This window comes from Leeia speluncae (assembly GCF_020564625.1).
In the GTDB taxonomy this organism is placed as follows: Bacteria; Pseudomonadota; Gammaproteobacteria; order Burkholderiales; family Leeiaceae; genus Leeia; species Leeia speluncae.
Map to the genome: position 1 here is coordinate 261,135 of NZ_JAJBZT010000002.1, position 23,800 is coordinate 284,934.

14 protein-coding genes are annotated in these 23,800 nt (G+C 46.5%); 2 read left to right on the forward strand and 12 right to left on the reverse strand.

What is annotated here, in order from left to right; all coding sequences use genetic code 11:
- The 9 genes from LIN78_RS04235 to LIN78_RS04285 form a co-directional block, all read right to left on the reverse strand.
- Positions 1-840: a CheR family methyltransferase gene (locus LIN78_RS04235; RefSeq protein ID WP_227178823.1), complete on the reverse strand. Its 840-nt coding sequence runs from the start codon at positions 838-840 to the stop codon at positions 1-3.
- Positions 841-910: 70 nt separating this feature from the next.
- Positions 911-3,238 carry a methyl-accepting chemotaxis protein gene (locus tag LIN78_RS18310; RefSeq protein ID WP_308443946.1) on the reverse strand — a complete coding sequence of 776 codons (2,328 nt, stop codon included), beginning with the start codon at positions 3,236-3,238 and terminating at the stop codon, positions 911-913.
- 172 nt (positions 3,239-3,410) lie between these two features.
- On the reverse strand, positions 3,411-5,756 hold the full coding sequence (locus LIN78_RS18315) for a methyl-accepting chemotaxis protein (RefSeq protein ID WP_308443947.1): 2,346 nt from the start codon (positions 5,754-5,756) through the stop codon (positions 3,411-3,413).
- 130 nt (positions 5,757-5,886) lie between these two features.
- Positions 5,887-8,112 carry a methyl-accepting chemotaxis protein gene (locus LIN78_RS18255; protein WP_284700241.1) on the reverse strand — a complete coding sequence of 742 codons (2,226 nt, stop codon included), beginning with the start codon at positions 8,110-8,112 and terminating at the stop codon, positions 5,887-5,889.
- Positions 8,113-8,163: 51 nt separating this feature from the next.
- Positions 8,164-8,649, reverse strand: a complete 486-nt coding sequence (locus LIN78_RS04260; protein WP_227178825.1) for a chemotaxis protein CheW — start codon at positions 8,647-8,649, stop codon at positions 8,164-8,166.
- Positions 8,650-8,704: 55 nt separating this feature from the next.
- Entirely contained in the window at positions 8,705-10,561 is a 1,857-nt protein-coding gene (locus LIN78_RS18260) for a methyl-accepting chemotaxis protein (protein ID WP_284700242.1), read from the reverse strand.
- A gap of 33 nt (positions 10,562-10,594) precedes the next feature.
- Complete coding sequence (locus LIN78_RS04275) at positions 10,595-12,856, reverse strand: chemotaxis protein CheW (protein WP_227178827.1); 2,262 nt, start codon at positions 12,854-12,856, stop codon at positions 10,595-10,597.
- 91 nt (positions 12,857-12,947) lie between these two features.
- Positions 12,948-13,313, reverse strand: a complete 366-nt coding sequence (locus LIN78_RS04280) for a response regulator (protein ID WP_227178829.1) — start codon at positions 13,311-13,313, stop codon at positions 12,948-12,950.
- A 46-nt stretch (positions 13,314-13,359) separates the two neighbouring features.
- The gene (locus LIN78_RS04285) at positions 13,360-14,601 is read right to left on the reverse strand and encodes a methyl-accepting chemotaxis protein (protein WP_227178831.1); all 1,242 of its coding nucleotides are present in this window, start codon (positions 14,599-14,601) and stop codon (positions 13,360-13,362) included.
- A gap of 402 nt (positions 14,602-15,003) precedes the next feature.
- Between LIN78_RS04285 and mutL the strand changes: the two genes are divergently transcribed.
- Complete coding sequence (gene mutL, locus LIN78_RS04290) at positions 15,004-16,860, forward strand: DNA mismatch repair endonuclease MutL (protein WP_227178833.1); 1,857 nt, start codon at positions 15,004-15,006, stop codon at positions 16,858-16,860.
- Positions 16,860-17,816 carry a tRNA (adenosine(37)-N6)-dimethylallyltransferase MiaA gene (gene miaA, locus LIN78_RS04295; RefSeq protein ID WP_227178835.1) on the forward strand — a complete coding sequence of 319 codons (957 nt, stop codon included), beginning with the start codon at positions 16,860-16,862 and terminating at the stop codon, positions 17,814-17,816. Before mutL ends, miaA begins: the two co-directional genes overlap by 1 nt.
- On the opposite strand, the gene LIN78_RS04300 is transcribed toward miaA, so the two are convergent.
- The 3 genes from LIN78_RS04300 to ppc form a co-directional block, all read right to left on the reverse strand.
- Complete coding sequence (locus tag LIN78_RS04300) at positions 17,813-19,192, reverse strand: MFS transporter (RefSeq protein WP_227178837.1); 1,380 nt, start codon at positions 19,190-19,192, stop codon at positions 17,813-17,815. The genes miaA and LIN78_RS04300 overlap by 4 nt on opposite strands.
- A gap of 55 nt (positions 19,193-19,247) precedes the next feature.
- Positions 19,248-20,321, reverse strand: coding sequence for a 3-deoxy-7-phosphoheptulonate synthase (locus tag LIN78_RS04305; protein WP_227178839.1), 1,074 nt, complete (start codon positions 20,319-20,321; stop codon positions 19,248-19,250).
- 243 nt (positions 20,322-20,564) lie between these two features.
- Positions 20,565-23,321 (reverse strand): phosphoenolpyruvate carboxylase, encoded by a 2,757-nt coding sequence (gene ppc / locus LIN78_RS04310; protein WP_227178841.1) that lies wholly within the window; start codon positions 23,319-23,321, stop codon positions 20,565-20,567.
- Positions 23,322-23,800: the final 479 nt, after the last annotated feature.

A 23,800-nucleotide genomic window follows, 5' to 3' on the forward strand; every position in this document is an offset into this window, starting at 1 on the left:
TTAGCCCTTCAGCTTGTAAACCGTTTTGCCGCATGGTACATAAATATCTGCAACATGACTCAGATGCTCTGAATGCCCGACAAAGAGTAAGCCATCTTTTCTTAGCAGCGGCGCAAACTTTTCCAACATTTTTCGTTGTGTTGGTTTGTCGAAATAAATCATGACGTTCCGGCAAAATATCGCATCGAAAGGCCCACGGATTGGCCAAGCGTTATCGAGCAAATTGAGTTGTCGGTAAGTAATTAGCTTTTGCAATTCAGGGCGAACACGGGCATAACCTTCTTGCGCTCCCGTTCCTTTTAGGAAGAACTTTCGCATCCGATCTGACGATAATTTTTCGACCTTATCTAACGAGTAAACACCTTCACGCGCTTTAGCAAGCACATTTGTATCTAGATCACTCGCTAGAATCGCAGCGTTTGGTGTGGCGGACTGGAAGTGCTCCATCAAGGTGATGGCTAAAGAGTAAGGTTCTTCGCCTGTACTAGATGCATTACACCAAATATTAATCTGATGTCCATCTTTGCCAACGTTCGACAAGTGCTGTTTCAGCATATCGAAATGGTGAGACTCTCTGAAAAAGGAGGTCAAATTGGTGGTCAGTGCATTCGTAAACTCTTCCCACTCAGGAGAGTCTGGACTTGCTTGTAGCATTTCCAAATAGCTACGAAAACTGGTTTTTTGATTCGCACGTAGTCGTCTTGCCAAACGACTATAGACCATTTGCTTTTTACTATCCGCTAATGAAATACCTGCTTTTTGGTAGATCACTTTTCTGACTAGTTCAAAGTCTTGATCTGTAAACTGGAATTCGCGATGAAGATCATCGTTACCGACCATAATAAGCCCTACTCTCTTTTAATATTCTATTTTCATTGTAGACGGCAATTTGCAACTAGCACACCTAACCTTAGTAGCTAGCCCATGAATCTTGCTCACCTACCGGTTTTTTCACTGTCAACGAGGCCAACCTGGGGACGTTGCCTCTGACATTCACTTGATTATTCACTGTCAGTTTAAATCGACTGACTAACTGCTGTAGATTCTCAGCTTGTTCTTTCAGGCTACTTGCTGCCGTACTTGCTTCCTCTACCAAGGAGGCATTTTGTTGAATGGCGGCATCCATTTGCGAAACGGTTTGGTTGACATGCTGAATGCCTGCGCTTTGTTCCGCACTGGCTTCCGTGATTTCACCCATAATATCCGTCACACGTTTAACAGAGACCACGACTTTTTTAATGGTTTCCCCTGCTTGGTTAACTAGTTTTGTGCCGCTATCTGTTTTAGAAACCGAGTCGTTAATCAGTTTTTTAATTTCTTTAGCTGCGGTTGCGGAACGCTGAGCCAGCCCCCTTACCTCACTTGCCACGACGGCAAACCCTTTACCCTGCTCACCTGCTCTAGCAGCCTCTACCGCTGCATTGAGTGCCAAAATATTAGTTTGAAATGCAATACCATCAATCACACTGATAATGTCTACAATCTTTCTTGCTGATTGATTAATTTCGTTCATTGTTGAAACGACATTTTCAACCGCTTCTCCACCGTGACCTGCCACAATAGATGCACCAGAAGCTAATTCATTTGCTTGATGTGCATTTTCAGCATTCTTTTTAACAGTGCCCGTCAGCTCTTCCATGCTGGCAGCCGTTTCTTCAATGCTTGCTGCTTGTTTTTCCGTCCGACGGCCTAAGTCAAAGTTCCCTGTGGCAATCTCTTGCGATGCAGAATGAATGGAGTTGGTGGAGTAACTAATTTGCGAAACGATCTCTGCTAGTTGATCGATCGTTTGGTTACAGTCCTCTTTCAATTGAGCCAACATACCTTCATATTGGCTGTGCATCTTAACGGTTAAATCACCATTGGCTAACGCGGAAAGCACGCCACCTAATTCCGATAGCGCACTCTCTGTAGACGCCAAGAGCGTATTCATCGATTCTGACAACGTCAGAAAAAAGCCATCTTTACCATTCACAGAAATACGTTGATTGAAATGGCCTTGCTTAGCCGCATCAATCACTAATCTTACTTCTTCTTGCACCTTTAACAAGTCGGTTTGGTCATGCCACTCGCCAATCGTGCCAATCAATTGCTGTTGTTCGTCAAAAACAGGCGCAGTTTTTACTTCAAACGTCCTACCACCAATATTCATTAGTGATGTTCGCTCTTGTCGTAGCGATTGCGCCGAGCGCCCGTCTGACATTGTGTCATCGTACAGTTTAGTGATATCCATTCCAATAAACTGTGAGGCTTGGAAAGATGGCAGTTTTTGCCGAATACCTACTTCTAATTGTTTAATTGTTGTATGTAACTTTTGATTGGCATACAACACAATTCCGTGTTCATCTGTAATACGCACATTTGAGCTTACTGCATCTAGTGCACGTCGAATCCGCGCATTTTCTCTGGCTTGCCGTTGCGCAGCGAGTAATGAAGACTGCATGCGCTGCAAATTAAACATTAAGCTTTGTGTATCTTGCGTCACTAACGGGATTTTGCTTTCTAAATCACCATTTGCCACATTCGCCACGACGCGAGCTGCCTCTCGTAAATCGCCCCCGATACTTCTTTTTACTTGCTTTGCAATTGCTTGCCCTAACCACATAATGACAACCAATAGCAGACAACCCACGCCGACTAAGGTAATTGAACGACTGTTGATCACATCATGCGCGGATGCTTCATCTCCTGTCACACGCGCATTGGCCATTTCTACGACTTCATCAATCTTTGCGCGATGAGCCAAGTAAAGTGCTTTTAATTTTGGTAATAACGCTTGCGCAGAAGCAACATCATTGCGTTCTATTGCTGGCAGGTACGCCTGATCTCTTAGATTCAGAAAGGCACGACCGGCAGGGTATGCACCTTTCAGAAACACTTCTTTCAGCTTGCCGTCTGACAACACCTCTTGCCAATAAACTTCTCTGGCATCAAAGTCTTTTCTTAGCTGGTGGCTTTTTGCCACTAATACTGCTTTATCTTTTGGAGAAGAAGTGACAGCTAACTCCAAGGTTACTTGCCACGCTTCGATTAAATACGCAGGGGGAGGCAAAATATCTGCGACTAAATCTTTACCGTCTGCTACTTGCTTAAAAATTGGGCCGCCAACTTGAACCTCTTTTAGCGTGGCAGTCATGACACCACCTAGCAATAGCAATGAAAACACAAAGCTTGCAATTAAGATCCATAATTGCTGTGCAATAGAGTAACGATTTAACCAACTATTAGACTTCAACATTTGCCTTCTCCAACCCACAGACTAACTATCGTAACTACCTAGGCATTTCACAGTTTTGAGGAGTATTTCTACCCCTTATGTGCTTAGCTTAGGCGATTCTTTACTATAGATAAACGGTTGACGTTACAAATGTTGCAGTCTTTTTCAATTAACTGACAAATGAGTCAGCTAATTAAAATTCCTCCCATTCACCATCTTCATCTTTGGCCGGAAAGGAGACACCGGTACTTGGGGCTCGCTTCGCGACAGCTGGCGCAGTGTTTGAACTCGTAGCCATCGAAGGTGCTGGTGCTCTTCTTGTTGTTACCGCTCCACCACGCTCTAGTTTAAAGGCGGCAACTGACATAGATAATGACTGAGTTTGCTCATCTAGGCTCTCTGCGGCAGCCGCTGCTTGTTCTACCAAAGCAGCATTTTGCTGGGTTGCATCATCCATTTGAGTAACAGTTTGGTTTACTTGCTCGATGCCCGCGCTTTGCTCAATGCTAGCAGAAGCGATTTCGCTCATGATGTCGGTCACGCGCTTCACCGCAGTCACAATTTCACCCATCGTGTGACCTGCCTCATCGACCAACCTAGCCCCTTGATCGGTCTTCTCAACCGAATCATTAATCAGGCCTTTAATTTCTTTGGCCGCAGCAGCAGAGCGTTGTGCCAATGTACGTACTTCACTCGCCACCACCGCAAAACCACGGCCTTGTTCACCTGCACGAGCAGCCTCTACCGCGGCATTCAAGGCCAAAATATTGGTTTGGAAGGCAATGCCATCAATCACGCTAATAATATCAACGATCTTGCGAGAGGCATTATTGATGTCGTCCATGGTTTTCACTACTTGACCAACTACATCACCACCTTTCACTGCGATATCTGATGCGCCGCGAGCAAGCTGGTTTGCCGTGCGGGCATTGTCCGCATTCTGTTTTACCGTACCGGTTAGCTCTTCCATACTAGAAGCGGTTTCTTCTAGGCTGGCAGCTTGCTGTTCAGTTCTGCTGCTTAGGTTTTGGTTACCTGCAGCAATTTCTTTTGAAGCAATTGTGATGGTATCTGTCGCTTCTTTAATCTGGATAACGATATCGGTTAGTCGATCAATCGTACTATTACTATCGGCTTTCAGTTGGCCCAATGTGCCTGAGAAATCACTCGCCATCCGTTGGGTAAGATCCCCACGCGACAAGGCACTAAAGACATCCGCCAGTTCATTCAGCGCTTTTTCCGTATTGTCTAGTAAGCGATTAGTGGTTTCTGCCAAGGTTTTAAAGAAACCTTGTTTTGTATTGGTTTCCATGCGAACAGAGAAATCACCACTTGCAGCTGCAGTAATTACACTCTCAATTTCTTCTTCTGTTTGCACTTCTAATGTACGGTTAGCCCATTCCACTACTGTACCAATCGAAGCGCCATTCGCATCTTTAATTGGGTTCATGGTCAGACGGAAATGTAGTGCCCCGACAACAATATTCGCCACATGCGTTTTTGTTAGTCGCGCCAACATTTGTTGCTGGTAACTTGGATTTTTGTGGAAAATATCGATGTTTTTGCCAATGACATTGTAAGCATCAAACTGTGACAACTCTTTACGAAGTTGATCATTCAGTGAAATCAACATCGCTTCTTGTGCTTTGTTGATAAAAGTAATGTTTCGATCTTGATCTGCAATCATCACACTGGTATTCACTGAATTCAACGCTTGACGAATACGTGCATTTTCTAACGCCATCACAGCCGTTTTGCGAAGCTCTACCTGCATCACCTGCATTTGCGCCATAACGCTTGTCGAGTCGCCTTTTTCTACCGGTAGCTCCTGCCCCAATTTACCTTGTGCAATTTCTAGCGCTGCATTTGCTAGTAGCTCTGGCTCGCCACCCAATTGGCGATGAATGCGTTTGTACAGTTTCGATACAGCAACGACAAAGATGAGAATGGCCGCGAGTAATCCACCCAGTAAGCCGATACCCATCTGGGTAGAATCTGTAGCAGATTCAGACTTAATCTTTTCAAAATACTCATCCGCAAATTTATCTAATGCGGCCATTTTTTCTGTTAATGCAGCAGAACGCTCATCAAAACCGGTTGATGGACGTTTCATGATTGCATTGCCAACCGCTTGGCCACCACTCAGGTAACCATTTGCCATTTCAACACCAGTAGAATAAGTGCTGTTTGCCGCATCTTTGATCTCATCTAGCTGAGTGGCTAAATCTGGCCTTAATATTTTTGCTGCGTCGATATTTTTGAGTAGTTCATCGCGGTTTGATTTTGCCTCTTCAAAGCCGCCACGATCCCCTGTTGCACTCACGTCAGTCAAGAATTGCTGCACTTGAACGGCATGGTAACGAGCTTTTAACGTTAACTCGCCAAACTCTCTGGCATTGGGAAACTCTACTTTTACGCGATGATCGAGCCTGTATAGCAGAATAAGACAGACCACTAGCAACGCTGCTAGCAAAATAGAGATACCAGTGCCAAATTGCACCAGCTGCGTTTTCAGACTTTTTTGTTGTGAACTAGACATAGCATCACTTCCTAGCTAAGGAGTAAATCCAATTTCCGTGGCAAGAATCACCGCACAACTGCTGTGTTGTGCGGCAGCTTTCTACATTCAAAATTTACTGACGGTTAGACGACCAAATCAACCGATCGGATTAAAACTCTTCCCAATCACCTTCTAGCTCAGCTTTAGATAATTTCGGGATGCTAGATGCCGCTGACGGCGCCGATGGTCGTTTGACCACGGCATTAGGCATTGCTCTTGTTGTATTTGTCTGATTACCTATGAATCGTCCATTGGATTGTGACAAGCGGAATGCGGCAACTGCCATCGCTAATGATTGTGCTTGCTCTTCCAGGCTTTCTGCTGCAGCAGCCGCTTCTTCTACTAATGCAGCATTCTGCTGAGTCACATCATCCATTTGGGTGATGGTGGTATTCACCTGCTCGATACCCGTGCTTTGCTCTACGCTAGCAGATGCAATTTCGCTCATAATGTCGGTCACGCGTTTAACGGATGTAACCACCTCGTCCATCGTGCCCCCTGCTTCATTCACGAGTTTGGCACCTAAGTCGGCTTTTTCTACCGAATCATTGATCAGGCCTTTAATTTCTTTTGCCGCTGCTGCAGAACGTTGTGCCAAGGTACGTACTTCACTCGCCACGACGGCGAACCCACGCCCTTGTTCGCCTGCACGTGCCGCTTCCACCGCTGCGTTTAACGCCAAAATATTGGTTTGGAACGCAATACCATCAATCACACTGATAATATCGACAATTTTGCGCGAAGCATTGTTGATGTCATCCATTGTTTTGACCACTTGACCAACCACTTCCCCACCTTTGACTGCAATGTCAGAAGCGCCACGAGCAAGCTGATTTGCTTGACGAGCATTGTCTGCATTTTGTTTCACAGTACCAGTGAGTTCTTCCATGCTAGAAGCAGTTTCTTCTAGGCTGGCTGCTTGTTGTTCTGTACGCTGGCTTAAATTCTGGTTACCTGCGGCAATTTCTTTTGCCGCAGTATTAATCGTATCTGTCGCTTCACGAATCTGAGTCACAATTTCAGAAAGTTTTTCTGCCGTTTCGTTACTATCGTCCTTCAACTGCTTGAAGGTGCCACGATAGTCACCATCGATACGTTGGGTAAGATCACCTTGAGCCAACGCTTTTAATACACGTCCAACCTCAGTCAAGCCTTTGTCGCTAGTAGACATCAGGCTATTTAGCCCCTCTACCATTTCACGGAATTCATATTGATATTTGGCTGCATCGCCACGCGCAGTGAAGTTACCATTATTCGCTGCAGTGACTAGCTCTTTGATTTGTGCATTGACTTGTTGGAGGCTGGTCTTCACACCATCAATGGCGGTCGTGATTTTAGCCTTTTCACCAGGTAGGCGATCCATATCTACAGACAGATTACCTTTTGCGTATTCCGTCACCACATCCACAATCCGCATTTTGACGGCGATGTGTGCTGCAACTAGCTCATTTACCAAGTTTGCCATGGCGGCAAATCGGCCTTCGAAGCGGCGGCTATCTATACGGAAGCTAATGGCACCTTGATCATGCTGTGATTTCATTTCCTCTTGCGCAGCAACAAACTGCTGCAAGGTGGCAATCATGCTTTGCATGCTTCTTAGCAGCGTGGCGGTTTCATCTTTTCCACTCGCACGTACTTGTACATCGAGTTGACCATGCGACACCGCATTTGCAACTTCAACTGCCTTCGCCAATGGCTTGGTGATAGAACGGGTAATCAAAATCGCGAGCAAAGTGCCAATTGCCAAAGCAATGATAATCACGGCAATCACTAACTTTGTCGATTGATTAAATACCTCATCAGCAGAAGCAACAGACTTTACAGACCCATCATGATTAATTTTGACCAGCTTATTGAACAGCAAGGTCAAGTTGGTGAAGTTTGTACGCATTTCACCAGAAATAATCGCTTCTGCTTGCTCTTGCTGGCCTGCACTTAATGCATCTACTAATGAACCCTGATTCTGCAAATGAGTCGCGTATACTTTTTTTGCCTCTGCGTAAGTCGCTTTTTCTTCTGGTTCTGTAATCAGCTTTTCATAATTGGCCATAGCGACTTCAACGCCGGTATTTGACTCTTTCAATGCTTTTTGTGCAGATGCAGAGTTTTTCTCTACAACCAAACGATACTCACGTTGCCGCATGCGGTACAACTCGCCATTTACTGTCGAACTTGCTTCAACACTTGGCAACCAGTTTTTCCCAATTTCATTTGCATCGCCATTTAACGAGCTAAGCTGCGTCAATGAAAATACACCTAACCCCGCCAACATGGCCAAAACAATTACAAATGAAAATCCTAACCGAGTGCCAATTTTCAAATTCGAGAACGACATACAAACCCCTGTGGTAAATGGCTTTTACTTCTTCTATGAATCTTTATGCAATTACACTGCAACACTTTCGACCAGCATCATTTCACCACTAGTCATTAGCTTTTCAATATCCGTCAGAATAATCATTCGTTCTTCAACCGTACCAAGACCTTGGATGTACTCTGTGTTTAGCGTAGAACCAAATTCTGGCGCAGGGCGAATTTGCTCAGATGCCAGCGTAATCACATCCGACACGCCATCCACCACAATACCCACCACACGGTTTGCGATATTTAAAATAATCACTACCGTAAATTGGTTGTACGTTACGTTTCCTAGATGAAACTTAATCCGCAGGTCCACAATCGGTACGATCGTACCGCGGAGATTGATCACCCCTTTAATAAACTCTGGCGAGTTCGCAATACTGGTCACGGTATCGTAGCCGCGAATTTCCTGCACTTTCAGAATATCAATTCCATATTCTTCTTTACCGAGCGTGAATACCAAGTATTCGTTGCTACCATTCATGTGATGGTCTACAGCGGAATTATCCATTTGCTTGTCCTTCAAAATCGCTATTCAATGGTTGTTGTCTAGGATTTGCTATTAATTAGAACTCTTCCCACTCGTCACCTGTGTCTAGCTTCGGTTTAGATAAACTCGCAGCAGAAGGTGAAGCGGCTCTTGCAGGTTTTGCCATCACTCTGGCAGCTGGTTTAGACAGCATCGCAGGTTTGCCACGGCTAACTACCGTGTCGCCACCGTTTAACTGGAACGCTGCTACCATATTAAATAAAGATTGTGACTGATCTTGTAGACTTTCCGCTGCAGCTGCCGCTTCTTCTACTAAAGCCGCGTTTTGCTGAGTCGTATCATCTAGCTGAGTAACCGCCTGGTTTACTTGCTCGATACCCGTACTTTGTTCCAAGCTAGCGGCAGAGATTTCTGACATGAGATCGGTAACGCGTTTTACCGCCATCACCACTTCATCAATGGTTCGCCCAGCTTCATCAACTAGCCTTGCGCCGGATTCGGTTTTCTCAACCGAGTTACCAATTAATTCTTTAATCTCTTTTGCGGCCGCCGCAGAGCGCTGCGCTAGCGTACGTACTTCACTTGCCACCACCGCAAAGCCGCGACCTTGTTCTCCTGCTCGCGCCGCTTCCACCGCAGCATTTAGCGCAAGGATGTTGGTTTGGAAAGCGATACCATCGATCACACCAATAATATCCACTACCTTTTTAGAAGCTGTACTAATGTCCGACATGGTATTCACTACTTGTCCAACCACTTTACCGCCTTGTACCGCAATATCAGATGCACCTTTTGCCAACTGGTTGGCTTGTTTTGCATTTTCTGCGTTTTGTTTCACGGTACTGGTTAGTTCTTCCATACTAGAAGCCGTTTCTTCTAGGTTGGCAGCTTGCTCTTCTGTGCGTTGGCTAAGGTTTTGGTTACCACTCGCAATCTCACTAGACGCAGCATCCACCGCCATGGCGGCTTGTTGCACTTCAATTAACACGCCACCAATACTGCTAAGTAGTTCGTTAATGCCGCTGCATAAGGTAGATACAGGGCCAGAGATACCATTCATATCAATTGACTGGGTTAAGTCATTCTCTTTGGCGGCATTTACGACAGCAAGGGAACGCTCTACGGCAAGCTCTAGTGCACGTGCGCCAAGTACTTGCTCAGTCACATCAGTCGCAAACTTCACTACTTTGTATGGGCGGCCATTTAGATCCAAAATTGGGTTGTAACTCGCCTGAATCCAAACTTCTTTGCCGCCTTTGCCAATACGCTTGTAACGGCCTGCATCGTATTCACCACGTCCAAGTTTTTCCCAGAAGGCGCGGTAATCGGGAGAGGATTTGTAGCTATCTTCTACAAACATACTGTGGTGACGGCCTTTCACTTCAGACAGTGTGTAGCCTAAGGTGCTTAGGAAGTTTTCGTTAGCGTCGACGATCGTGCCGTTTAATTCAAAACTAATCACTGCTTGGGCTTTATTAATGGCTGCTAACTGCCCTGAATTATCAGCTTCTTGGATTTTGCCAGCGGTGATATCCGTAGCGAACTTCACTACCTTAGTTAGTTTGCCGTGGCTGTCGAATACTGGGTTATAGCTAGCTTGAATCCAGATTTCTTTTCCGCCTTTAGCGATCCGCTTGTACTGTGCAGCATCAAATTCGCCACGTCCTAGTTTTTCCCAGAACATGCGGTATTCCATCGAACTGCTATACGAAGGCTCAACAAACATGCTGTGATGCTTACCTTGAATCTCTTCTAAGGTGTATCCCAGAACTGACAAAAAGTTTTGGTTAGCCGTTAGAATTTTTCCCTCTGGGGTAAACTCAATGACTGCTTGTACGCGATGAAGCGCTGTTAACACCGCCTGCATTTCCCCAAGCTTGTCTTGCATGGCCTGCTTTTCTGCTTGGCCAAATAGATTCTGGAATAAAGACATCATTAGCTCCTTTGTTATTCTTAATAGCCGTGATTAAAGTGATTCGATCGCTTGTTTTCCACGTGTCATACGGAAAAGCGCTTCGACATCAATAATCAATGCCACGCGGCCATCCCCCATAATGGTTGCTCCCGACACCCCTGAAACTTTTCGATAGTTGGTTTCTAGGCTCTTGATCACCACTTGATGCTGACCTAACAAATCATCCACAAACAATGCAATTTTGCCGCCATCCGCTTCTAAGATGATGACAAGACCTTTATCAAACTCTGTAACGTGTTGCTCGATATTGAATACATCGTGAAGCGCAACTAGCGGCAAGTATTCGCCACGCACATGAATCACACGCCCTTTACCTGCTAGCGTATTGATGTCTTCATTTCTTGGTTGGAGTGACTCCACAATAAAGGCCAGCGGAATCACATACACCTCTGGTCCAACCGAAATAGACATGCCGTCCAAAATCGCTAAGGTGAGTGGCAAGCGGATAGACATGGTCGTCCCTTGGTCTTTCACCGACTCAATATCGATTCTGCCACCCATGCTCTGAATGTTTCTGCGAACCACATCCATGCCAACCCCACGACCGGACACATCAGTGACTTTTTCGGCAGTAGAGAAGCCCGCTTCGAAGATTAAGCTCCACACTTCTTGGTCTGGCATGGTATCGCTGACATTCATGCCGCTAGATTTGGCCTTCGCCAAGATACGATCACGACTTAAACCACCACCATCATCCATTACCTGGATCATGATGTTGCCACCTTGATGGAAGGCTTTTAAGGTAAGCGTCCCTTTTGCTGGCTTACCTTTAGCAATACGGTCTTCCGCTTTTTCGATGCCGTGGTCTAGGCTGTTGCGTACCAAATGCGTGAGAGGATCGGCCAATTTCTCGATCAGCCCTTTATCCATTTCGGTATTTTCACCCACTAGTACTAGCTCTACTTGCTTGCCTAGTTTGCCTGCAACGTCTCTTACCACGCGTGGGAAGCGGCTAAACACAAAGGAGATTGGCATCATACGAATCGACATCGCAGATTCTTGCAGTTCCCGCGTATTGCGTTCTAGTAGCGCAATACCATTGTGAAGTTGTTCGTAAAGCACAGGATCAAACTGACTAGCAATCTGTGCCAACATCGCTTGCGTAATCACCAGCTCACCCACTAAGTTGATGATTTGGTCTACCTTTTCGACCCCAACGCGAATTGAACTGGCTTCTGCAGAGGCTGCAGGGGCAGCTGCTTTCGCTGGTACATTGACTTTTGGCTTTTCTACAGCAGCAGCAGTCGCAACCACTGCTTCAGGTGTAGCTGGGGCAGCACTTTCTGCCGCCAAGACTGCCTGCTCCCCTTCATTTAGCGGAGTGAACAAGCCAAACCCGTCGGATTCTTCTGCCACAATTGGTGCTTCAGGTAATGGGGCAAACAGGCCAAAGCCATCACCTTCTTCAAGAATGTCCGCCACTGGAGATTGTTCATCTGCCGTGAGTGGTGCAAACAATCCGAAGCCGTCAGATTCTTCTAGCACTAGCGTGTCAGGTGCAGGTTTATCGGTAAAGAAACCAAAACTACCATCATCTGCATCGGTCAAATCGGGCACATGTAGTGGCGTTACCTCGAAAGCAAATTCAGGCAACAAGAAAGAGAACATGTCGATTAAGTCCGCTTGCGTCGACGCGGTATCAAACGTATATAAGCGATGCATGCCCGCATCATCTCTAGGCAAATCGGCCAATACGTTAAGCGTTCCAAAGCCTTTTAATCGCTTCTCTAGATCATCTAAATCAAAGCTGGAGAGTAAATCTTCAGGTAGTTTTAGTGCCAACTGAAATGATTGCTCTGACATCACATCCGTTACAGCAGTGTTCGCCTTACTTGGCGAATTTACTTTTGGCGGCGCAGAGACTTGTCCGCCGGTGAGTGCGTGTAAACGATCGCAAATCTCCACTGAAGCAGCTTCATCAGACTCCCCTCCATTTTGGTGAGCGTCTAGCATGCCTTTTAGGACATCGCCGGCTTCTAAAAAGACATCGACCATTTCGCTAGTCAACGCCAACTCATGCTTGCGAATACGATCTAGCAAATTTTCTAGAATATGGGTCACTTCGGTTAAATTATTAAACCCGAAAGTACCCGCACCACCCTTAATTGAATGGGCCGCGCGAAAAATTGCGTTTAATGATTCTGCCTCTGGCTGCTGAATATCTATTTTCAGCAGGAGAGACTCCATATCCGCTAAGTGTTCCGCCGCCTCTTCAAAGAAGACTTGGTGGAACTGAGACATATCAATACTCATCAACCTCTCCGTGACTTAGGTTTCATGCACACATTAGGCATGGCAACCATGCAAACTAGCGTCCATCCGTAAGAAGGCAAACTCCGAGGAATTAGCCGATGACTTTTTTGACGACTTCTAGTAGCTTTTGAGGATCGAAAGGTTTTACAAGCCAGCCAGTTGCCCCAGCGGCACGACCTTGCTGTTTCATTGCATCACCAGCTTCTGTCGTTAGCATCAGAATTGGCGTTGAACGGTATTGCGGCAGCGCACGTAGCGCCTTAATCAAGGTGAGGCCATCCATACCCGGCATATTTTGGTCGGTCAGGATTAAGTCTATGTTACTTGACTTCGCGGTGGCCAAGCCTGCGTTACCATCTGGCGCTTCAACCACCGTATACCCTGCCGATTTCAGGGTAAACGCTACCATTTGTCGAATGGAAGCGGAATCATCTACGGTTAGAACGGTTTTAGGCATTTTTTTACTTCCTCCGGATATTCAGCACTAAGCTTAGTCAGCTATTTCAGAATAGTTCAATATCACCAGTTTCCATAGTTTTTTGGGTAACTGGGTTAAATTCGACATCAGAATGCAACTCTGCAACACGAGCATTAATATTTTCGATCAGCGTAGGTAGCTTCTCTTGCAGGAACTCTGCGTTTTTTAATAGCGCAGGATTAGATTCCAACTCGCGTTGGAGATCGGACATTTCGCTACACAATGCGCGCATGTTTTCCATTCGGCGATGGGTATGCGTTAGCGATTGGGTAACTAAATCTTGGAACTGTAAGGCGGATACGGCTTGGTTAGTACTTACTTCGACTGACTGAGCAATCGTGGCTAGTTCATCTAAGGTACTAGCCATCGATGCATTAAGACTGCTAATAGCGGCCATTGTCCGTTCTACACGCAATTTCGACTGCAGTGCAAAGTTCATATCTTGGGCAGCCAGTTCAGAAATTCGGTTCTCTGCATCCATCACTGAACCGTGCACCAAACCAATATTGTCACGAATTTTCTGACTAAATTCGTTGGTTCGTAAAGATAGGTTACGTACTTCGTCTGCAACGACAGCAAACCCACGCCCTGCTTCGCCGGCGCGTGCTGCCTCAATTGCCGCATTTAAAGCCAATAAGTTGGTTTGTTTAGAGATGGCTTCAATATCACCCAAGAAACCAAGAACGCTCATCACCTGATTGGCGATGTCATCCATTTTCTCAACCAATGCCATACCAATCGTACTGTTACGAACCGTACTATCTACAAATAAGGTCAGTGTTTTAGAAGTGTCTTCTGCAAAGCCTTCAAAGGTAAGACTCTCCCCTTCGTCAGTCATGGCAGACCCGGTGGTAAGACGGTGAGCTAAATCTTGCTGATATTTTGCTTGCGAGGTGATATTGGTAAAGCTGTTGATTAGATCATCCGCCGCATCATGCACCATGGTGCGGACACGCTGAATCTCAGCACCAGAAATATCGAATTGGTGCATAAATTCTTCGTCAGCCTGACGAAAACGCTGAAACACCATGGGTTCAGCATTATTTTCATCAACGATCTGTTTTGACGTTTTAGTTTTCTGAGCGCCAGATGCGGTAGCAGTTGATTGCTGAAGTAAAAAGACCGCAATTGCAAAAATAAAAAGGATACCGGACTGAATGGCAGCTTGAATCAATGACCATTGGTCTAGCGCAAATAGCCCCCATTCGGCCGCTAGTGCGATCACTAAAAATAGGATCGTCAGACGGTTGGTCTTAGTTATCGTCACAGGCACCCCTTGATTCTTATTTGCTTTTTACGTTGCCATTGCCCTAATTAACACGTTAAAAATTAGAGCAACTCCCTTCAATGCTTCTTTTTCTTGCATTTAGCATGTGACATGCAAATCGCAGTATAGCCAAACATTCTGCAGTTAAGTAGTAAGAATATTCTTAGTTTTGGGGAAAAATACTTAGATTTTCTATTTTCTTTGTGTTTTATCAGAATTCTAGAACGAAACCAAGATTGATTTGCCTATTAAATCAGCAGCTCCCTATTTGCTACCCCACCTATTTCAAATGACAAATTTGCGGCAAATATTACAACCCTAATATGTACTGTAGATGAAATACGCGAATTTGTAGGGTTTGATTTATACTTTCGCTTTAGAAATTTACCCCTGACCCCGCCAATGCCAACCATTGCTTTATTACCCGATCACCTGATTAACCAAATTGCCGCAGGCGAAGTGGTTGAGCGCCCTGCTTCGGCACTGAAAGAGATTGTAGAAAATAGCCTAGATGCGGGTGCAACAGATGTACACATTCAGTTACAAGAAGGTGGTATTACCCTAATAAAGGTCAGTGATAATGGTTGTGGCATTCAAAAAGAGCAGCTAAGCCTAGCGCTCGCAAGGCACGCCACCAGTAAGATCCGATCATTAAATGATTTAGAGCAAGTGGGCTCTTTAGGATTTCGCGGCGAGGGGCTAGCGAGTATTGCGGCGGTTTCTAGACTGACGTTGACCAGCAGAGAAACCGGTAGCGACTATGCTTGGCAAGTAGAAACGCAAGAAGGTGAAATTTCTGCCCCAGCACCAGCCGCCTTGCAAAAAGGCACCGTCATCGAAGTACGGGACGTGTATTACAACACGCCAGCAAGGCGTAAGTTTCTGAAAACAGCGACAACTGAATTCGGCCATTGTGACGACACCTGCAAACGCCTAGCCTTAGCGTGGCCAACGGTTAGCTTTACCTTTAGCCATAATGGAAAAGTCTGTTGGAAGTTTCCTATACAAAGCCGGCAAGCCAGAATTGCAGCGGTTCTGGGTGAATCCTTTATGGAAGAAGGATTACCTGTCGATGCCGCCAACGGACAACTAAGCCTCTATGGCATGATTGGTAGCCCGACGCAATCGAGAAGCAGCCGTGATGCGCAATACTTCTTTGTGAATGGTCGATTTGTAAAAGACAAATTGGTAAGCCATGCGCTACGTGAAGCATATCGTGATGTGCTTCATCATGAGCGTCACCCGGTTTACGCGCTGTTTTTTACTCTTCCGCCGGATTTGGTCGATGTGAACGTTCACCCACAAAAGAGCGAAGTAAAGTTCCGAGATAGTGGCGCAGTGTATCGACTGCTAAAAGGTGCTATTCAACAGGTACTAGCGGGCACAGTGGCAGGAGCCCAGACACCTAGCATCGATACAAACATGAGCACATCGATCCCATTTACACCAAGTTCGCAGGTAGGTGAACGGGCAGATACGGGCACACCACCTTGGCAAACTAGCCAACCGCAGTGGGGCAAGTTCGAGCAAACACGGATGCCCCTTTCTGCGGGAGAAAATACCCCAGCGTATTTCTCGCAATTACGCCCGGTAGATTTACCAGCCACATCATTCGTGTCAAATAGCCAGACAACATCATCTCCACAGCCGCTACCTGACACGGTAGACAGCCAATCTCCTCCGCTTGGTTTTGCGGTTGCTCAGATTCATGGCGTCTATGTTTTGGCACAAAACCAATATGGGTTAGTCGTGGTAGACATGCATGCAGCCCACGAGCGGATTTTGTATGAGAAACTAAAACAAGCCATCGATGCACATACAGTCGTCAGCCAACCACTACTGATCCCTGCTAGCTTTCACGCAACGAGCGTAGAAATGGCAACCGCTCAGCAACAAGAAGAGGCTCTTCGGGAATTAGGGTTTGAACTGGCACCTGTGTCGCCCACTCATCTGGCGTTGCGAGCCGTTCCCATTGCCTTACAAAAAGCCGACCCTGTGTCGCTCGTTCGGGATATTCTGAAAGATTTATCTGAAGTTGGGTCGAGCAATGTGTTACTGGCCAAACGAAATGAGATTTTAGCCACCATGGCATGCCATGGCGCAGTAAGGGCGAACCGGCATTTAACGCTACCTGAAATGAATGCGTTGCTACGGGAAATGGAAGCAACGGAGCGCTCTGACCAATGTAACCACGGCCGCCCGACTTGGTTTCAGTTATCGATGAACGATTTAGACAAACTATTTATGAGGGGGCAATAATGAGTCAGACAACTAACGCCCTCCCCAAAGCAATTTTGCTTGCGGGCCCAACGGCCAGTGGCAAAACAGCCAGCACCTTGCATCTATGCCGTACCTTGCCAGTCGAAATTATCAGCGTGGATTCTGCCTTGGTTTACCGAGACATGAATATCGGGACAGCCAAACCAGATGCCTCACTATTAAGTGAAGCACCCCATTTTCTGATTGATATTATTGACCCGACAGAAAGCTATTCTGCTGCACAGTTTAGAAGTGATGCTCTCGCCTTAATGAAGGTCATTACAGATCGTGGCAATATTCCGTTATTAGTCGGCGGCACGATGCTGTATTACAAAGCCTTGTTGGAAGGCTTGTCTGACTTACCGGAAGCGAACCCTGAAGTACGGGAAGCATTAGAAGCAGAAGCAGCAACTGTGGGTGGCTGGCCTGCCATGCATGAGAAACTGGCCCAACTCGACCCGATCACCGCTGCGCGATTAAAACCGAGCGATAGCCAGCGCATTCAGCGAGCGCTAGAGATTTGCATTGTGAGCGGCGAACCCATGTCGACACTCATTGCGAAACAAACCAGTACGCCACTCCCCTACCAAACGCTAGATATTGCGCTTGTGCCATCTGATCGCGCGGTTTTACACGAGCGAATTGCCCTGCGCTTTGATGAAATGATCAAGCAAGGGTTTCTAGAAGAAGTAAAAGCACTTCGGAAAAAGTACCCCACACTCACACCGAATCATCCGAGCTTGCGCTGCGTAGGCTACCGGCAAGCGCTAGACTATTTAAATGGTCTAGATGACTTCGACACCTTTAGAGAAAAAGGGATTGCCGCCACCCGCCAGTTAGGCAAAAGACAATTAACTTGGCTGCGCGGCATGGAGAATTGGCAAACAATAGATAGCCTGCAAGATCTGCTACCAGAAATAATCGGCCAAATGGTGCAGGATTGGCTAGCGAATTAGTCTTTTGTTAATTGATGCCCTGCATTATCTGCTAAATTTTTGGTGATCCACATCGAGGCAATACTCGAGAAACCGATCACCAAAAACGCGGGTAAAAAATCGGCTTGCTGAAGAGAAGCATGTCCATGCATGTACATCGATAAATGCAGTGTTGCGCCTGCGACTGTCACCCCCATCCCTAAGGATAACTGCTGCATCACACTGGCAAAACTGGTGGCGCGTCCTGCTTGCGCGTCGTCAATATCCGCGTAAACCAAGGTATTTAGGCTAGTGAATTGCAAAGAAGGAAATAAGCCACTAATTGCCACCACCATCACAATCAACCAAATCGGCGTGCTTTGAGAGAACAATCCATAACCCGCCACACAGATACCCGTTAGCGCAGCATTGAGTAATAACATCCGCCGAAAACCGTAGCGCTTAATAATCCTCGTCCCAAATCCTTTGATAAATACGGCGGTTAATGCCGAACAACAAGTAATTAACCCTGAAGCAAATGGACTAAGCCCTAACCCAAGCTGCAGCATCAAAGGTAGTAGAAATGGCAATGCACCTAGTGCAATTCGAAATAATGCACCTCCCAATACACTGACTCTAAAGGTAGGGATTTGGAGAAAACGGAAATCAATTAAGGGGGATGGGTGTTGAATTGCATAACGCCAGTACATCAACAAAATAGCTGATCCAGCAGCTAACAAACTAGCCGCCCACCACCAAGCCACTAAACCACTACCCAATAAGGCTGTGCCCAGCATAAATAGCGAACCACCTAGCCCCGTCAGCACAAACCCTTTTACATCCAAAGGCGGCACTTCTTCTGGTACTTTGTTATCGATAAAACGCTTTGCTAAATATAGTCCGACCAAACTAATCGGGATATTCACCAGAAAAATCCAACGCCAATGAAAGTAGGTAGTAATAAAGCCACCTACAGGCGGCCCCATAACCGGCCCCAATAAGCCAGGAATAGTGAGATAACTTACTGCCCGAATCAGTTCGGACTTTTCCACTGCGCGGAAAATGATAATCCGTCCAACGGGCACCATCATCGCACCACCAATGCCTTGCAGAAATCTAGCTGCAACGAACGCTGGCAAGCTAGAAGACACGGCGCACAACAACGACCCCGCCATGAACACACCAATGGCACTACAAAAGACACTCCTTGGCCCAAAACGATCTGCCACCCAGCCGCAGACAGGAATAAACACGCCCAGGCCCACCACATAGGCAGTCAGTGCGAGTTTGAGCGCAATCGGGTCTTCGCCAAGGTCTTTGGCAAGCGTGGGTAAAGAGGTCGCAATTACCGTAGCATCCATGTGCTCCATAAACAGAGCACAGGCCACGATTAACGGCAGAATAACAACACGAGACATGGATCAATCTATAAAGAAAAAGACTACCGATTAACGGTAGTCTTTTGGTAGGCGCTTAGGCTTGACGAGGATTCAAGTGCCCACGCAGTTGCGCTGCGGCATCGCGAATCATATCTTCTGTGGTTTTCCAATCCACACAGGCATCAGTCACCGAGCAACCGTACTTCAATTGTGACAAATCTTCTGGGATAGACTGATTACCTGCTTCGATATGGCTTTCAATCATCAAGCCAACAATCGATTGGTTGCCATCACGAATTTGGTTGATACAGTCGGTCATCACAAGTGGTTGTAAATCATATTTTTTGTATGAGTTACCGTGAGAGCAGTCCACCACAATATTCTTTGGTAAGTTTGCTTTTTTAAGAGCAGACTCTGCAATTGCCACACTCACAGAATCGTAGTTTGGACGACCACCACCACCGCGCAACACAACGTGGCCATAGGCATTGCCACGGGTGCGGATAATGGCAGAACGACCATGTCCATTGATTCCCAAGAAACTGTGCGGATGGCTTGCCGATAAGATCGCGTTAATTGCTACATCTAGCGAACCATCTGTACCATTTTTAAAGCCCACAGGCGTAGACAAGCCTGATGACATTTCACGGTGAGTTTGCGATTCTGATGTACGCGCGCCAATCGCTGTCCAAGCAATTATATCACCTAGATATTGTGGTGAAATAGGGTCTAAGGCTTCGGTCGCTGCTGGCAGGCCAATTTCATTCACCGCCAATAAGAAGCGGCGGGCTTTTTCCATCCCTTCTTCGATATGGAAAGAATCATCCATACGTGGATCGTTAATGTAACCTTTCCAACCAGTCGTGGTACGTGGTTTCTCAAAATACACACGCATCACTAAGAGCATTACATCGCTTACTTCTGCCGCTAACGCTTTTAGACGGCGCGCGTAATCTAGGCCTGCTTCTGGATCATGGATAGAACATGGACCGAGCACCACAAATAGTCTTGGGTCAGTGCGGTCTAGAATATTCTTTAGTGCATTACGACCATCTTCAACGGTCTGAGCCGCAGTATCAGATAGTGGCGCACGAGATTTAATTTCGTCAGGGGACGGCATATCATCCAACTGGATGACATTGAGATTTTCCAGATTGGCGTGAGTCATGATAAGGATCTCTTGGTCTTCATTGCAAAACGTTCGGCGCGATTGACGAGCCAGACAAAACCACATCATAACGCTATTTTGCTGCGTTGCGCCACGTAAGAACCAAACTTATATGGTTAGTTTTTAATAACCATCATGTTCAATGATTAAACCTAACATTGCGGAATAAGTGCATTGCAAAAAACACAAAGGGTGCCAATAAGCACCCTTTGTGTTTTTTGCACCAGCTAAATAGCGCAATGTCTAGCCACTATTACGCAAGCCCGCTGCTACACCGTTAATGGTTTGCAAGATCGCCGTTTTAATTGCAGGATCTTCGTCACCACTACGCCAGCGTTTGAGCAAATCAACCTGAATGTGAGACAAGGCGTCCAAGTAAGGTAGGCGTGTATTCAAGCTTCGCGCCAATGTCGGGTTAGCTGACAATAATGTTTCATGCTCGGTAATGCGCAAAATAGCATCCACTGTGCGTTGTAGCTCGGACACAATCGTACCAAACACGCTACCAGACAATTTCTTATCCTCGACCAATTCCGAGTAACGCGCTGCAATGGTCAGGTTGGTTTTTGCCAATACCTGCTCCATGTTTGATAGCACAGTACGGAAGAATGGCCATGCCTGATACATCTGAGAAAGCATTTCCCAACCTTCTTCGCCACGCTCTTCCACAAAGCGAGAAATCGCCGAACCAAAGCCATACCAGCCAGGAATCATCAGACGGGACTGTGACCAGCTAAATACCCATGGAATCGCGCGTAAAGAAGAAATCCCTTTAAACCCACCACGTGCGACCGGACGGCTACCAATATTAAGCGAGGCGATCTCGCTAATTGGCGTACCTTGTGAGAAGTACGTTTCAAACCCGGCAGTCTCGTAGACTAGGCCACGGTAAGCACGGAATGATGCATCAGATAGCTGCTGCATTGCCGCCAACCATTCTGGGTTGGTCTGATCGACTGGTGGATGCAACAAACTAGCCTCTAGCGTAGCGGCTACTAAGGTTTCTAAGTTACGGAAGCCAATTTCAGAGTTTGCGTATTTAGATGCAATGACTTCGCCTTGCTCGGTAATACGAATCTGGCCGCGCACCGTTCCTGCTGGTTGCGCCAAAATCGCTTCATAGCTAGGACCACCACCACGACCAACCGAACCACCACGACCATGGAATAAGCGCAGTCTAACGTTCGCTGCATCGCAGACTTTTACCAGCGCAACTTCCGCTTGGTACAGCTCCCAGTTGGAAGTCAGGTAGCCACCATCTTTGTTACTGTCTGAGTAACCCAGCATGATTTCTTGCGTACCGCGTTTTGCCTCAATCAATGCTTTATAGAATGGCAACTCGTATAGTGACTGCATGATGCCAGCACTACGCTGCAAGTCATCAATCGTCTCGAATAGTGGCACCACCATCAAATCTGCTTTTGGTGATGGGCTTAAGCGCATCATGCCGCATTCTTTTTGGATTAATGCTACTTCTAGCACGTCAGATGCACTGTTAGCATTCGAGATGATCGCATGCACGATGGCATCTTTGCCAAATGACTGGCGTACTTCACGGATCGCATCAAAAATCGCTAGTTCTTTAGCGGTTTCTTCGCTGTATTGGAAGTACGGAGAGCGCAATGGACGTGGAGAAGTTAGTTCACGTAGCAAGACACGAATTCTGGCGGCTTCGTCTAGCGCAGGGTAATGCTCTAAACCGGCGGAAGCCAGAATTTCGGTCACGATACGTTCGTGCACTGCAGAATGCTGACGTACATCAATCGTAGCCAAATGGAAACCAAACACCTGAATCGCACGGCGTAAACGTGACAAGGTGCCATCGTTTAACCAACCACTGCGGTGTGATTCTAGCGAATCCGCCACAATCGCCAAATCAGCCAAGAACGCTTCTGGCGTATCGTAAGCCACTGCGCCTTCACAGAAGGTCACCACGCCATCTAGGCCCAAAGCGATGGCTTTAGCGGCTAGTTTTTGACGGATCGCCATAAACGCTAAGCGGTACGGTTCTTCTTTTCTACTCTCTGGCTGCTGCACAGAGCTAGCGGCTAATTCAGCTAGCGAAGGCGAAACATTCACCTCTCTAGTTGATAGCATCATGCGAGACTCTAGGCGGGCTAGTAGCTCGAAATAGTGCTTAAACGCCACTTCCGCTTGCGTTTTAAATGCGTAGCGCAAGACTTCCGCATTCACAAATGGATTGCCATCACGGTCGCCACCAATCCAGCTTCCCATACGGAAGAAAGAAGGTAACTCTACCGGCGCACCGAGCATCTCGGATAATGTTTCTTCTACATGCAAGTAAAGCGCTGGCAATTGCTGCAAGAAGGTGTAGTCGTAATATGCTAAGCCATTACGAATTTCATCAAACACTGTCAGCTTGAAGCTACGAATCTCTGATGATTGCCATAGTGTTAAGACCAAACGGCGTAACGCCTCTGTATTGGCTTCTTTTTCTTCTGGCACTAACCAAGGATTACTTCTGACTGTGAGTAAACGCGCAATTTCGCGCTCACAGTCCAAAATACTTTTACGCTGCACTTCGGTGGGGTGAGCCGTCAGTACAGGGCTTAACCAGCCATTTTGAAGCAACTCAATCACTGAACCTGGGGTTACCCCTTTTTCAGTCAAACGTTGCATCACATTTGGCAAACTACCTAATTGAGGTGGAGAACCTTCAATGCGGTGAATGCGACGACGGCGGTTGTGGTGAAGATCTTCAGCAATGTTGGCTAAGTGCGAGTAGTAACTGAATGCACGAACCAAAGCCACCGTATTGCCATGCGATAGCTGAGATAATTCAGCCTCTAATGCAGCACGCTCTGTTGGTTTGGCTTCGGCCAGCGCATGTGCGGTATCACGAATCCGGGTAATGACCGACCCAGTTTCTTCACCTTCTACACACGACAACACGTCTCTTAAAAGTTGATCCAATAAAGAGATATCTTCTTGTAACGGTGCGTCTTTATCCCGACGCAGAGGCAATGCACCTTCTTCCACGAACTTTCCCCTATTTGTGTTTGATACCCGGCAAGAGGGAACCCAAGTCTTGTGAACACCATCCTTTGCTGACAACTATGCCCATATCAACCAACCCGCATATTTGTATACGGCTGTAAGTTGGTGATCTTAAGGAGAGCGAAGACCTGCATCCCTATGTCGTTGCCACAGGAGAAGTGAGCTTCTCTCCGCGCAACGTTATATTTTTTTATGATGTGCATCTGTTTTTGTGCATGAGTAGGCGTTACAGCCGGTCTCATGTGGGCAAGAAACGAGTGTACCAAAGCTAACCATAAATCACACGCCATAGGCAAAGTGATCTGTCAATTCGGGTAAACAACGCTTGACTCAAGACTCATACTACATTAATTAAAATAAAAAATGGTAGTTTTACTACACAAAAATCAATAATACTTTTCAAGAGGCAATGAACTGCGCAAAACCGCCCAAAGTGCTTAGATCTTTAGACAAAACCGTTT